We start from the raw sequence: 12920 nt of genomic DNA on the forward strand, positions 1-12920 counted from the left end.
ATCATAGAAAAAAAATTCCGACACGCTTGATAGTCAGAAAATCAGGCGTGTTACTGGCCGGGCTCTCCAAACAGGGTGCCGACAATATGTGCGATATCTGTTTTGCCGGGCTGTAACCCCTCCGGATTGACCTGAGCCAGAAGCATTATTCCCTCTACACATGCCAGCAGAAATGTGGCGCGGGCGGCGTCATTTTCCGGGCTTTCCTCCGGGTTGGAGACAAGGCGGCTGTTTATCCATGTGGTCCAGGACCGCACGACCGTTCGGGCGATGTCATCATACGGTTTCACGCCACGTGCGCCGTGGGCAATGACATCTGTCCATATCTGCATGAAAGGCGCAATGGCGGGATCAGACACCATGGGCATAACGCGGGAGAGAAACTGGGTAGCCGTTACACGTGGCCCGGTGCTCTGCGCTGCAAGGATGGCGCTCAGCCGGTTATTGACTTCGTCCAGAACTGTACGGACCAGAAGATCTTTGGTCTTAAAATAGTACAGCAGCATTCGGTCGCTAGTGTCCATCCGTGCGGCCAACGCCCGCAAGGACAGATTATTGAGCCCCTCGGCCAACACGATATCCGCCATCTGCATGATCATCTGTTGCTTGCGCAGCGTGGGGTCCGTGTCTGACTGATGGCTTGGCGAGGCGGGAGAGGAGGATGTCTTGTCCATCGGAATCTTGTAGCACGTGCTACATGGCGTGTGCTATGTAGTGCCTGCTACATTGAAGGGAAATGATGATGACGCTCACATTCCGGCAGGTCTGCATCTGCGTTCTTCTGGCGACCATTTTCTGGGGGCTGGCGACGTTGTTCATACGGTTTGTTCCAGACTCGTTCACTGATCCTGTCTGGGGAACAATAGGCTTTATAACGGCGCTGCCCGTGGGGTTCTTCTGTGTCTGGCTGATATGCCGACTGGCGAATCTGTCACCTGAGCAAAGTCTTGCCGGATGTTTTGTGGTTATTGCCGATTCCATGCTGATGGACGGCATTGCGCTGCGCTGGTTTCCGGCCCTGTATGCGGCAGATGATCATGTGGCGCGGCTGGGGGCTGCCTGGTTGCTATGGGGTTATGGTGCCAGCGCATGGATTGGTTTGATGAGCGCAACCGTCCGGCAGAGGATGGCATCAAGTGGGGTCCATGCAGGTGGATGACCCTGTTCCACCTGTTGTTGGTTCCAGCACATCCATGGACGGCCCACATCAGGCTTGAGGTTCTGTGCTGTAGCGCGGCAGGAAAAATCCTGCCCGTTGGCAGAGCAGGAAAATGCGTCTGCCCTGTAAACTGATGCCAATCATGACGCCAAGGCTGACAGTGCCGATAACGGAACGGAGCATCAGGGCGTGGGGCAGTGGAAAATAGGTTAAAAGCCAGAAATACAGGATGGCCTTGGCTGCGAAATAGAGGGCCCAGACAAGCGTAAGAGATTTAAAATAAGCACGGATTTCCTGCCGCTCAGGTGGAAAAGGAAAACCTTGCTGTTCCTCTACCAGTTCCTGAATGGGCGTAGTTGCACCGAACGCGCCAACAGCAAAGGAGAGGGCGATAATCAGGTTTGTCAGCACGCCTTCATACCGGATCATGAAAGGGGTGATCGAGATCAGATCAATCACCCCAAACACGATGGCCAGTGTATTGCTGATAATCCATAGGCGCGGAAAAGTCCGCTTGCCCAGATAACGGTGCAGGCCATCACACAGAATGAAAATAAATGTGCCGGCAATGGCGATACGCACGGAATAAAACGAAGCCAGCACCCAGAACACCAGCAAACTTCCGAAATCCAGTAGTATTCTGGAAAAAAGAAAAAAGCGGGCCATGACTATTCCTTTGACGACTTTGAGGCGTGCCTGTTCCTCGTGGCGCGGGGTATGGAGACGTGACCGTATGTCTGTCATATTTACATTGTAAAGATTAATGACACCTTGATGGGTGTCAAGAAAAATATACACTGTAAAGTTTGAGGGGAAGCTGAAAAAATATGGTCAGAGCGACAACGGAGCGTAGCAAGGAGGGGTATCATCACGGCAATCTGCGTGTTGCCCTCTTGGCTTCAGCGCGGGAAATGCTGGAGACGCAAGGGGTCGGTGCGCTGAAACTGCGGGCCATTACCCGGCAGGTGGGGGTTTCTCCCATGGCCGTAGCGCCGCATTTCGGGAACTTATGCGGTCTGCTGACAGCACTTGCCACCCAAGGGTTTGAGGAACTGGCTCATGCCATAAAAACGGGGAAGGCTCGGTCCCTGAAAGATGCGGGATTGGCCTATATTTATTTTGCCATCCGGAATCCGGGCTTGTTCACACTGATGTTTCGGGGAGATGCAATAGACAGAAGCGATCCTGCCTTTGCTGGGGCTGCGGGTGACAGCTTTGCGTTACTGGGCACTTGGGCAGGCACAAGTGGCAATGCGGCAGGGTTTGCCCCTCAGATTGCGGAAGCGGTGATGTGGGGGAAAGTGCATGGACTGGCGATTCTCGCCATTGATGGGCTGCTTACACCGTTGGTGCAGGCTACAGATCCACACATTGATCTGGAACAGTTTCTTGAACAGGCGCTGGATTACATGAAGGCAGCAACCAGCGGATAATCCGCCATCAAGATCAAATTGTCAGAGAATAATAATACCAAGGGCGCTTATGGCCCCGGAGGGGCCGGACTCCGATAGCGGAGCCCGGCTTTGACTCAAGCAGCGCTCAGTTGCGCTTCAGCGAATTCATAGTTCGCCAGCTTGTCCAGATAGTTGGTGATGTAGTCTGGGCGACGGTTGCGGAAATCAAGGTAGTAAGCGTGTTCCCACACGTCCAGACCCAGCAGCACCTTGCCCTGGCCTTCGGCCAGCGGGTTGGAGCCATTGGCTGTTTTGGTCACAGCCAGCTTGCCGTCCTGACCCAGAACCAGCCATGCCCAGCCGGAGCCGAACTGCGTGGTGGCGGCCTTCTTGAATTCTTCCTTGAAGGCATCAACGCTGCCGAAGTCACCGTTGATCTTGGCGGCCAGTTTGTCCGGAATGGCACCACCAGCCGGAGAGAGGTTCTGCCAGAACAGAATGTGGTTCCAATGCTGGCCAGCGTTATTGAAGACAGGAGCCTGGCTGCTGTCGCCTTTTACGGCCAGAATGATTTCATCCAGGGACTTGCCCTGAAGTTCCGGCTTGGCGGCAACAAAGTTGTTCAGCGCCGTGACATAAGCCTGATGGTGCTTGTCATGATGCAGTTCAAGCGTTTCCTGGCACATGCCACGTGCGGCCAGTGCATTGTAGGAATAGGGAAGAGCTGGCAGTTCAAAAGCCATGACATACTCCGTTAAAAATCAGGGCGGAAATGCGCCGTCTCCCAGAGCTATGGGGCGACGGCGGATGCGTCAAGGGACTGCGGCGTGACAAATGCCGCATAATGCTCGCCTCACACATTCTTGCCCGTCATGTGTGGTGTGCCCCAGCTAACGCATGAGGTAGAAAAAGGATGCGGCAGGGCTGGTCTGCCTTTGGCGCGGTGGGGGAGATGCTCCCTGCGCAGAGACTTTCAGGTGCAGAGGTGGAATGACGGCGGCCATACAGAAAAACAAGACTCTGCCAGCTATGCTGCCTGAGCGCGAAGTGGAAGAACGGGTGCGGAAGGTTGATCCTGATCGTGCTCTGTGTGCCCGCTTCCTGCCGGATGCTGTGCGGCCGGACGTATTTGGCCTTATTGCATTTCATGATGAACTGGTGCGGGCGCTTGCTCCTGCGCGTTCCGCTGCTGTGGCAGGGCCAATGGCGGGGTTTATAAAGCTGCAATGGTGGCAGGAAGTGCTGGAGGGCACGCGCGCGCCTGACCATGAACTCGCCCCCCTGATGGTGTCAGCAATCAGGAAGGGCACATTCCAACAGGCGACTCTCTTGCGGGTGCTGGAGGCTCGTGAAGCCGAATTATCGCCCGAGCCCGATGAGGCCGCATGGCGGACCATGATGCGGAACGGAGCCGGTGCCCTGCAACGCGCGGTGGGAGAGGCCTTGGGCTTACAGGACGAGGCGTTACTGGTAAGGCTTGAGGCTGTAGGCGCGGCCTATGGTGCTGGGGCCATGGTGCGGCACTGGCCCAAACTTCAGCAAAGCGGGCGCTATCTTTTTCCGGGTGGAGAGGCCGCATTGCAGCAGGCTGGTCGCGCCTTTCTGGCAGAAGCAGATGTCAAATCTCTTCCACGCAAGGGGCGGCTCGCGGCTTTGCTTGCCGTCCTTGCTGCGCGGGATCTGGCGCGTAACAGCGAGCAAGCAGGCCAACCTCGCGGGATAGGAGACAGGCTGGCCGTTATGATGGCCGCCTTGAAAGCGCGCTAACGTCTCGGCTTTTTTCGGGCCAATAAAGTTTCTGGCCGCATCCAGCGGATACGGCCAGCAAGTCTTGCCAATGGGTAAGTGTGTCGTTTTTTGAGTGAACCGCTGTTCTCTGGGTAAAGAACTGTAGCCGTTTCAATCAGGCGTCGTTGGCGACAATTTTTTCCATCACGCCAATCAGGGCGGAGTAGTCAGCGTCCTCGGCTGCGCGGCGGGTGAGGGAAAGCTGTTGGGTGGTGGCCGCCAGTGTGGGAGCTGGTACAGCCAGACGGGCGGCAGCATCCATCAGCAGGCGCATGTCTTTCTGCATCAGGCGGGTTGGGAACTGTGGGGAGAAGTCACCCGCCTTAGCGGCCCGGATCTTGCGTTTATGGTGAGGTGAGATCACAGCCACTTCGTCCAGCGCATCAAACAGCATGGAACGATCAAGGCCTGCGGCCAGACCGTAGGCAATGGTTTCTGCTACGGCAGCAAGGCCTGTCCCCATAATGCCGTTGATAACCAGCTTCAGCCGCGCACCGCTGCCAGATGGGCCTGCGTGGATGGTGGTTTTGCCGATGGCATCAAAAATAGGTTTGGCGCGTGCCATGGCGGAGTCTTCTCCTCCAGCAAGCACCACAAGGTTTCCGCCTTCGGCTTCCGGTGTGCTGCCGGAAACCGGACAGTCGATCACAATAATGTTTTTTTCCTGCCCGGCTTTGAACAGGGCATCTGCTGCTTCTGGCGAGACGGAACTGGTGTTGAGCAGAAGCTGATCTGCCTTCATGCCTGCCAGAGCCCCTGATGGGCCGTACATGGAGGCCGCAAGTGCTTCATCATCCGGAACGCATGCAAGAACGATATCTGCCTTCTGGGTGACTTCCGCAGGGGAGGAAAAGAAAGGCGTGCTGCCATCACCACCTTTGCCGGAGGGCGTATAGGCGATGGCTGCATATCCGGCCTTTTGCAGGTTGGCGGCCATACGGCTGGCCATGGCACCAAAGCCGATGAACCCAATGGTTTGTTGAGTGCTCATTTTTGAATAAATCCTTTCTCTTTCATCCCTGGTTTGTGTCACAAACGAAAAATAAGCGAGCGGAGTCTCTGGCCCTTCTCGTCAGGGTGGCGTGCGTACGTCGCTCTCTGATGCACGGTTTTATACTGAAAAGGGGATTCCAGCTATGGAGGCGTATCGATACCCCCAGCCTATGGCATCAGAAATCACACCTCGTTCTTATTTTCTCTCCCGCCGTACCCTGATTGCGGGAGCCGCCGGCAGTATGCTTGCTGTAGGACATACAGACCAGACGGCGCAGGCTGCGGCAGGGCATGCAGGCGGAGAGGCTGGCTGGCCTGCACCAGAAAAACCCACACCCCGTAATGATGTAACGCAGTATAACAATTTTTACGAATTTGGTACGGATAAGTCAGACCCCGCTGAATTATCAGGTGCGTTTAAACCATTGCCGTGGAGTGTGCAGGTTGATGGCATGGTTGATAACCCCCGCACCTGGCCGCTGGAGGATCTGACCAGACAGTTCGGGCAGGAAGACCGCCTTTATCGCATGCGGTGTGTGGAGGCATGGTCCATGGTTATTCCGTGGAACGGTTTTCCGCTGGCTGCAGTGTTGAAAGCGGCAGGGCCCAAAATAGGTGCGCGATATGTCGCGTTTACGTCCGTGTTCCGTCCTTCCGAGATGCCGGGCCAACGAGGAGGATTATTCGCGCTGAAGTGGCCTTATGTGGAAGGGTTGCGGCTGGATGAAGCCATGCACCCACTTACCTTGTTGGCAACCGGTGTTTATGGGGAAGCTCTACCTGCCCAGAATGGTGCGCCCATTCGGCTGGTGGTTCCGTGGAAATATGGTTTCAAAGGGATTAAATCCATAACCCGCATTACAGTGACGGACAGACAGCCGCCAACAAGCTGGAATTTGATGGCACCGGAAGAATACGGATTTTATGCCAATGTGAATCCTGCTGTGGATCACCCACGATGGAGCCAGGGCAGCGAACAGGTTATTGGAGAAGGCAGCCTGTTCCGCACAGCCAGAAAACCAACACAGCTTTTTAATGGATATGCTGAACAGGTTGCAGACCTGTATCAGGGAATGGATTTGCGGAAGGACTTTTAAGCAGGATGCCTTCTTTTTCTTCCCCGCGCCGCAGGCGTTCGCGTTTTTCGCCCGTGACGCGGCAGGTTTTGCTGTATCTGTTTTTTCTGCTTCCGGCCGCTCTGGATATTGCACAGGGCATGGCAGGCACATTGGGGCCTAACCCGACTTCGGTCTGCCTGCATGATTTTGGGCGATACGCGTTTCGTCTTTTGCTGGCCTCTATGGTTATTTCACCGCTCAAGCGTTTTGTGGGCGTGGATCTTATGCTGTACCGGCGGCCGTTGGGGTTGCTGGCGTTTACCTATGCGGCATTGCATGTTTTCTTTTACGTGGTTGTGGCACGGCATCTCGATACGCATATTCTGTGGCAGGATTTCACAACGCGTCCGTTCCTGACCTTTGGGGTAATCACTTTTCTGATTCTGGCAGCCTTGGCGGCAACTTCTACGCGCCGTGCCATTCGGGCGTTGGGGCGCAAATGGGTTCCTCTGCACCGGCTGGCTTATCTGGCCATGCTTCTGGCAACGATCCATTATACCATTGCTTTTAAAACCTGGCATGTGGAGCCTTTTCTTTACGGTGCGGTCGCTTTGTTTGTGCTGGCGTTACGGCTGGTGCCCAAACCGCCACGCAGGAGTGTGCAGTAAGAGAAATTCTAAAAACAGATTTTAGCATATGTGCTATAAAGAGAAGCTGATTGCCCTCCTGCACGATGATCCTGTCAGGATGGATATGGTGCGGTTGGTGCGCGCGCTTGCCTTACCGGACTGTTGGATTGCTGCAGGTTTTGTGCGCGATGCTGTATGGGATGATCTGCATGGTTTTCCGGCCTCTCGCCCCATTGGCGATGTGGATGTCGTGTGGTTTGAAGCGGAACACACACAGGCGCAAACAGAGCGCACCATAGAGCAGGCGTTATGTAGGCAGATGCCCGATACAAGCTGGTCCGTCAAAAATCAGGCCCGGATGCATAGACGCAATGGTGATGCGCCCTATGACAGTGTGGCTGACGCCATGCGGTATTGGCCGGAAACAGCGACTGCCGTTGCAGTGCGTTTGGGTGATGATGGCAGGATCGAGGTCAATGCTCCGTTCGGGTTAGCGGATCTCTTTCAGTTGAAACTGCGGCCCGGTCCGTCTTTTTGTGGGGCAAAGAAATCAGTTTTTGAAGAGCGGGTGAGGCAGAAGACGTGGCTCCAGCGCTACCCGCTGCTTGAATACGAGCCCGATATGCCCTGATGGCACGCGCGCGAGGCAACTCCTTTGCTGCATGGGCGTCCTTGTTGAGGGATAGTGAGCACAGAGAGGGCTGTCATGAACAAGGCGTATGCGTATGACCTGATTGTTATTGGCAGTGGTCCATCAGGACGGCGGGCGGCTGTGCAGGCCTCCAAGTTCGGGAAGGCCGTTCTGGTGATAGAGCGGCACCAGAAGATAGGCGGTGTTTCGGTTCACACAGGCACTATTCCGTCAAAAACCTTGCGAGAAACGGTGCTGAACCTCACGGGCTGGCGGGAACGGGGCATTTATGGCTTCAGTTATCGCGTCAAGCACCATATTGACGCACAGGATCTGGGGCGGCGTCTGGATAAGACGCTTTCTGATAAAATTGATGTTCTGGAACATCAGTTTTCACGCAACGGAATTGACGTGGCCTACGGTGTGGCCCGGTTTGTTGATCCGCATACAATTGAAATTGTGGGTGAACAGGGACGGTCCCGGCAGGTGAGTGGCAAGGCTATTGTGATTGCAGTCGGCTCTGTTCCGCATCGACCCGATCACATTCCTTTTGATGGAAAGTATGTGATCGATAGCGATGCCATGGTTTGTCTGGAGCATATCCCGCGTTCTCTTGTTGTGATTGGTGGTGGTGTAATCGGGATTGAGTATGCCACCATTTTCAGCGCCCTTGATGTGCGTGTCACCATTGTAGATCAGCGTGACCAGATCCTGGATTTTGTGGATCGGGAGATTGTGCAGGATTTTGTGCAGCAACTGCGTGATCGTGGCGTGAATTTTCGTCTTGGGTGCACTCTGGAATCCATAGTGATTGAGGATGACCAGCCCGTGGCGCTGCTTGAAGGTGGCCGACGAGTGCGCGGCGAGCTTCTTCTTTATACAGGGGGACGTCAGGGCGCGACGGCGGACCTTAATCTGGCAGCAGCAGGCCTGAGCGCGGATGGACGCGGACGCCTGAAAGTGGATGCCAACTCCTTTCAGACAGAGGTGCCGCATATCTATGCGACGGGGGATGTGATCGGGTTCCCGGCTTTAGCTTCAACATCCATGGAGCAGGGACGCATAGCGGCCTGCCACGCCTGCGGGTACGCGGTGCCGCCAGCCCCAGCGTTTTTCCCCTATGGCATTTATTCCGTGCCGGAAATTTCCACCGTTGGTTTGACGGAAGAAGACGTTCAGAAAAAGAAAATGCCTTATGAAACCGGTATTGCCCGTTTTCGTGAAACATCACGCGGACAGATTATGGGAGAGACAGCCGGGTTTCTGAAAATTATTGTCTGCCTTGAAACGCATCGGCTGCTAGGGGTGCATATTGTTGGGGAAGCAGCAACCGAGCTTATTCATATCGGGCAGGCTGTTCTGAATTTTGGTGGTAGTTTTGAGTATTTTATTGAGGCTACGTTCAATTACCCCACATTCGCCGAGGCCTATAAAATAGCAGCGCTGGATGTATGGAACCGTATGACCCCCCGGCAGGATGGTGAGCCTCCTGCCGTGGCTCCGGAAACGTTGGCTCCTGAACGAGCCGCAAAAACAGATTGAACCATACCTGCCGGAAATAAGGGGCTGTTTGAACAATCTATCAGAGTGGTCTGGTAGATCTTTTTGCGGCTGAACGCGCTGGGTTTTCGAGCCGCTGGTGACGCATAGCGCCTGTTACAGTCGTCTGTTCAGTCCCGAAAGATATGTCACGATTTCTCAACCGCAGACGTTTCAATTAGGAAGCATAAAAAAGCCGGACCATGCGGTGTGTGTGGTCCGGCTTGTTGCAAGAAATGTCTCTGCTCTCGTGGTTTTACGCAGGTTGCGTATCATCCAGCAATGTATCATGCCCCAGCGCCTTTAACAGGCGGGCAGCGCGTTCATCCGCGTGGATGATATGCACCGTCTTGCCGCGTGTTTGCAGGCGAGAGACAAGTTTTTCCAGAGCATCTGCTGCACTGATATCCCACAGGTGGGCGGCGCTCAGATCAAGCACAACGTGCGGGGCGGCATCCTGAAAATCGATGGCGTCTGTCAAAAGTGTTGTGGACGCAAAGAAGAGTTGCCCCTGCACATAATAGGTTCGTGTCTGGCCGTCCGGGCTGAGGCTGGAGTTGACCTGGAGAAGCTGCATGACCTGAAATGAGAAAAACAGGCCGCTCAACAGCACACCGCACGCTACGCCAGCGGCGAGGTCATGCGTCAGCACCACCACAATCACCGTTACCAGCATGACGGTGGAAGATAGCCGTGGGTGCCTGACCAGATCTCGGAGGGATGACCATGAGAAGGTGCTGATTGAGACCATGATCATGATGGCGACCAACGCAGCCACCGGCACCTGCGCCACAAAATTATGCAGGACAACCAGCAACAAAAGGAGAAACGCTCCGGCAGTGAAGGTAGAAAGGCGGCCGCGCCCGCCATAGCGCAGATTACCGACCGTCTGGCCGATCATGCCACATCCGGCCATGCCGCCAAACAGGCCAACAAGAATGTTGGAAATGCCAAGGCCGGTACATTCCATACGTTTGTTGCTGTGCGTGTCCGTCATTTCGTCAACGACGCCTGCTGTCATCAGAGATTCCAGCACACCCACCATGGCCATGGCGAATGCGTAGGGCAGCACAATTTTAAACGTTTCCAGAGTGAACGGCACATGCGGCAGAACAAAGGAGGGCAGGCCTGTTGGCAGGGGGCCAAGATCAGCCACCACATGTACAGGCATGGGGTACGCCATTGTCAGGCCAGTGAGAACAATGATGCAGATGAGCGGGGAAGGGATGCGTGTTGTAAACCGCGGCAGCAGATAAACAATGGCCAACCCCAGCGCGATCAGCGCATAGGTCTGCCAGCTAACATTCACCATTTGCGGAATTTGGGCGGAAAAAATCAGAATGGCCAGCGCGTTCACAAAGCCGGTTGCAACCTCGCGCGAGACAAACCGCATCATGTTCTGAAGTTTGAACAGGCCGAATAACACCTGAATGGCACCGGCCAGTAATGTTGCCAGCAGCAGGTAGTCAAAACCGTGGCCATGCACCAGATCCGCAGCCACAAGTGCTACGGAACCCGCGGCCCCAGAAATCATGCCCGGTCTGCCGCCTGTAATTGCAATGGCAACGCTGATGACAAAAGACGCATACAGCCCGACGGCGGGTGCCACCCCTGCGGCATAGGAAAATGCAATGACTTCCGGAATAAGTGCGAAGGTGCCCACCATGCCCGCAAGCACGTTTCTGACAGGGTCTTCCGTCCACTCTTTCAGGTATTGGCTAACAGTCACGGGCATCCTTTCTCAGGCAATGGTGCAAAAGGTCATGGGATAAAAGCCCGCCCTGTTTATCGTGGAACGACACGGAATGTAAGGGAAAGGGCCAGCGGCCTGGTTTCGTTGTGCCTGATCTCAAGCAACCCACGCCTCGCCGTTTTTTCGGATGATCCCACTGGGTTTGAGAGATATGTGGTTTCTGCTCTGCGCGTGGTATCACAGCGCATGGAAAGCGCGGTCAACGTCTGACCCCATTGTGCCGGGGTGGACACCTCTTTATGCGTGAAGGCATGGTAGACCAATCTTCTTCCCCCCTTATCTGGATTCTGGCTGGCGAGGCCAGTGGTGATGTGCTTGGCGCACGTCTGATGCAGGCACTGCGGGCACGTGAGCCTGCAGTGCGGTTTGTTGGGGTGGGGGGCGTGCGGATGGAGGCGCAGGGGTTGACGAGCCTGTTCCCCATGCGTGATCTGGCCGTGATGGGGTTGGTGGAGGTTCTGCCAAGGCTCCGTTCACTTTCGGTCCGACTGAACGAGGCCGTGGAGGACATTGCCGCCCGAAAACCAGATATGGTGATCACCATTGATAGCCCCGGGTTTGCATTGCGGTTGCTTCGTCGTATTGCGGATAAGGGGATTTTGCGGGTGCACTACGTGGCACCACAGGTGTGGGCCTGGCGGCAGAAACGCGTAAAGGAATTTCCCGGTCTGTGGGATGAACTGCTGTGTCTGTTGCCATTTGAAGAGGCGTTTTTCAGCCGCCATGGATTACTGACGCGTTTTGTCGGCCATCCTGTGCTTCAGTCTGGTGCGCAGGATGGAGAGAGTGCCCGCTTTCACCAACGGCATGGGCTGGCGGCCAAGGCGCGCGTGCTGGTGTTGATGCCCGGCAGCCGACGCTCCGAAGTGCCACGTCTGTTGCCGGTGTTTGGAAAAATGCTGGCTCTGCTCCGCAAGGATATGCCTGATCTGGTACCGGTTATTCCCGTTTCCCCTGTGGTGGCTGCTACTGTTGAGCGTGAGACTGAAAACTGGCCGGTGCGGCCGGTCATTGTGACCGATGGGCAGGACAAGCATGATGCTTTTGCCGCAGCAGGGGCGGCGTTGACCAAATCAGGCACCTCCACCCTTGAACTGGCTTTGGCGGGCGTGCCCATGGCAGTCACCTACAGGGTGAACCCTATTACGGCCTTTATGGCGCGGCGACTTATCAGAGTGCCCTATGTGGCTATGGTTAATCTGCTGGCGGGGCGGGCCATTGTGCCTGAACTGTTGCAGGAACACTGCAAGCCTTCCGTTCTGGCCAGTGCAGTAAGAACTCTTTTTGAAAACCCGGATATAGCGAACCGGCAGAAAGAGGCCTTTAAAACGGTTCTGAACGGTTTACAGGGGCCAGAAGGAAAACTGCCTGCTGACGCGGCAGCCGATGCCGTGCTGGCCTTGCTGGCTGAGCGGCAAGCGGGGAGACAAAAATAAGGCTCGCCCTATGGTAAAGAAAAAGGGGGCCTGTGAATTGAAACAGGCCAATAGCGCATGTCTACAGGGTGATAAAATAAATATTTCTGTAGGAATAGTGTATTTTCATGAATCTTTGTAAAATTCGCTTCCCTTTTCTTTCGCATATCAAATCTAAGAAATGCTTTGTAATTTCGGGATACTTAAATTTTAGCATTGTGCTGTTATTACGGGATGCTGGGGTTACAGGCTGGATCATAATGCCAGAGGATACGCCCGGCCCATTTTCTTCTGTCAGGAAAACGGGTTTGGACGTAATCCGCGCGATGGTTTTCAGAGTATCCTGTAACATTTGGAATGTTACAGCATCATGGATGTCTCTTGGGTCGAGATCACATTCCGTCAGTTCTATGCCAAAAAATGACAGTTGATTGGAAATGTCCCGGGAAAAAGGATGCAACGACGGTATTGTTTGCTCTGATCGCAAAAATATCGCGGACATGCTCAAGAGCCTGCGCAACCGTTCCTTCTACCTGAAAGCACAGCTTTTCATGAAAAGAT

At 54.9% G+C, this 12920-nt stretch carries 13 protein-coding genes; 8 read left to right on the forward strand and 5 right to left on the reverse strand.

Going from position 1 to position 12920, the window contains the following annotated elements; all coding sequences use genetic code 11:
• Nucleotides 1-50: 50 nt before the first annotated feature.
• On the reverse strand, nucleotides 51-674 hold the full coding sequence (locus tag ASN_RS13620) for a TetR/AcrR family transcriptional regulator (RefSeq protein WP_058988491.1): 624 nt from the start codon (nucleotides 672-674) through the stop codon (nucleotides 51-53).
• A 62-nt stretch (nucleotides 675-736) separates the two neighbouring features.
• Between ASN_RS13620 and ASN_RS13625 the strand changes: the two genes are divergently transcribed.
• The gene (locus ASN_RS13625; RefSeq protein ID WP_231948242.1) at nucleotides 737-1159 is read left to right on the forward strand and encodes a DUF5367 family protein; all 423 of its coding nucleotides are present in this window, start codon (nucleotides 737-739) and stop codon (nucleotides 1157-1159) included.
• A gap of 48 nt (nucleotides 1160-1207) precedes the next feature.
• Here the strand turns inward: ASN_RS13625 and ASN_RS13630 are convergent, their stop codons facing one another.
• Complete coding sequence (locus tag ASN_RS13630) at nucleotides 1208-1825, reverse strand: septation protein IspZ (RefSeq protein WP_058988492.1); 618 nt, start codon at nucleotides 1823-1825, stop codon at nucleotides 1208-1210.
• Nucleotides 1826-1986: 161 nt separating this feature from the next.
• Between ASN_RS13630 and ASN_RS13635 the strand changes: the two genes are divergently transcribed.
• Nucleotides 1987-2592 (forward strand): TetR/AcrR family transcriptional regulator, encoded by a 606-nt coding sequence (locus ASN_RS13635; RefSeq protein ID WP_058988493.1) that lies wholly within the window; start codon nucleotides 1987-1989, stop codon nucleotides 2590-2592.
• Nucleotides 2593-2687: 95 nt separating this feature from the next.
• Here the strand turns inward: ASN_RS13635 and ASN_RS13640 are convergent, their stop codons facing one another.
• Entirely contained in the window at nucleotides 2688-3296 is a 609-nt protein-coding gene (locus tag ASN_RS13640; RefSeq protein ID WP_006559003.1) for a superoxide dismutase, read from the reverse strand.
• A gap of 247 nt (nucleotides 3297-3543) precedes the next feature.
• On the opposite strand from ASN_RS13640, the gene ASN_RS13645 reads away from it, so the two are divergent.
• Nucleotides 3544-4320 carry a squalene/phytoene synthase family protein gene (locus tag ASN_RS13645; protein WP_058988494.1) on the forward strand — a complete coding sequence of 259 codons (777 nt, stop codon included), beginning with the start codon at nucleotides 3544-3546 and terminating at the stop codon, nucleotides 4318-4320.
• Nucleotides 4321-4456: 136 nt separating this feature from the next.
• On the opposite strand, the gene ASN_RS13650 is transcribed toward ASN_RS13645, so the two are convergent.
• Nucleotides 4457-5344: an NAD(P)-dependent oxidoreductase gene (locus tag ASN_RS13650; RefSeq protein WP_099048382.1), complete on the reverse strand. Its 888-nt coding sequence runs from the start codon at nucleotides 5342-5344 to the stop codon at nucleotides 4457-4459.
• A 133-nt stretch (nucleotides 5345-5477) separates the two neighbouring features.
• On the opposite strand from ASN_RS13650, the gene msrP reads away from it, so the two are divergent.
• The 4 genes from msrP (at nucleotide 5478) to sthA (ending at nucleotide 9194) form a co-directional block, all read left to right on the forward strand.
• Nucleotides 5478-6431 (forward strand): protein-methionine-sulfoxide reductase catalytic subunit MsrP, encoded by a 954-nt coding sequence (msrP, locus tag ASN_RS13655; RefSeq protein ID WP_058988496.1) that lies wholly within the window; start codon nucleotides 5478-5480, stop codon nucleotides 6429-6431.
• Nucleotides 6432-6436: 5 nt separating this feature from the next.
• The gene (locus ASN_RS13660) at nucleotides 6437-7060 is read left to right on the forward strand and encodes a protein-methionine-sulfoxide reductase heme-binding subunit MsrQ (RefSeq protein ID WP_058988497.1); all 624 of its coding nucleotides are present in this window, start codon (nucleotides 6437-6439) and stop codon (nucleotides 7058-7060) included.
• Between the two features lie 28 nt (nucleotides 7061-7088).
• Nucleotides 7089-7652, forward strand: a complete 564-nt coding sequence (locus ASN_RS13665) for a nucleotidyltransferase family protein (RefSeq protein WP_058988498.1) — start codon at nucleotides 7089-7091, stop codon at nucleotides 7650-7652.
• A gap of 75 nt (nucleotides 7653-7727) precedes the next feature.
• On the forward strand, nucleotides 7728-9194 hold the full coding sequence (sthA, locus tag ASN_RS13670) for a Si-specific NAD(P)(+) transhydrogenase (protein ID WP_006558997.1): 1467 nt from the start codon (nucleotides 7728-7730) through the stop codon (nucleotides 9192-9194).
• A gap of 253 nt (nucleotides 9195-9447) precedes the next feature.
• Here the strand turns inward: sthA and ASN_RS13675 are convergent, their stop codons facing one another.
• Entirely contained in the window at nucleotides 9448-10920 is a 1473-nt protein-coding gene (locus tag ASN_RS13675) for a SulP family inorganic anion transporter (protein ID WP_082666828.1), read from the reverse strand.
• A 275-nt stretch (nucleotides 10921-11195) separates the two neighbouring features.
• Between ASN_RS13675 and lpxB the strand changes: the two genes are divergently transcribed.
• Nucleotides 11196-12380, forward strand: a complete 1185-nt coding sequence (gene lpxB, locus ASN_RS13680) for a lipid-A-disaccharide synthase (RefSeq protein ID WP_058989347.1) — start codon at nucleotides 11196-11198, stop codon at nucleotides 12378-12380.
• The last annotated feature ends 540 nt before the right edge of the window (nucleotides 12381-12920 follow it).

This window comes from Acetobacter senegalensis (genome assembly GCF_001499615.1).
GTDB lineage: Bacteria > Pseudomonadota > Alphaproteobacteria > Acetobacterales > Acetobacteraceae > Acetobacter > Acetobacter senegalensis.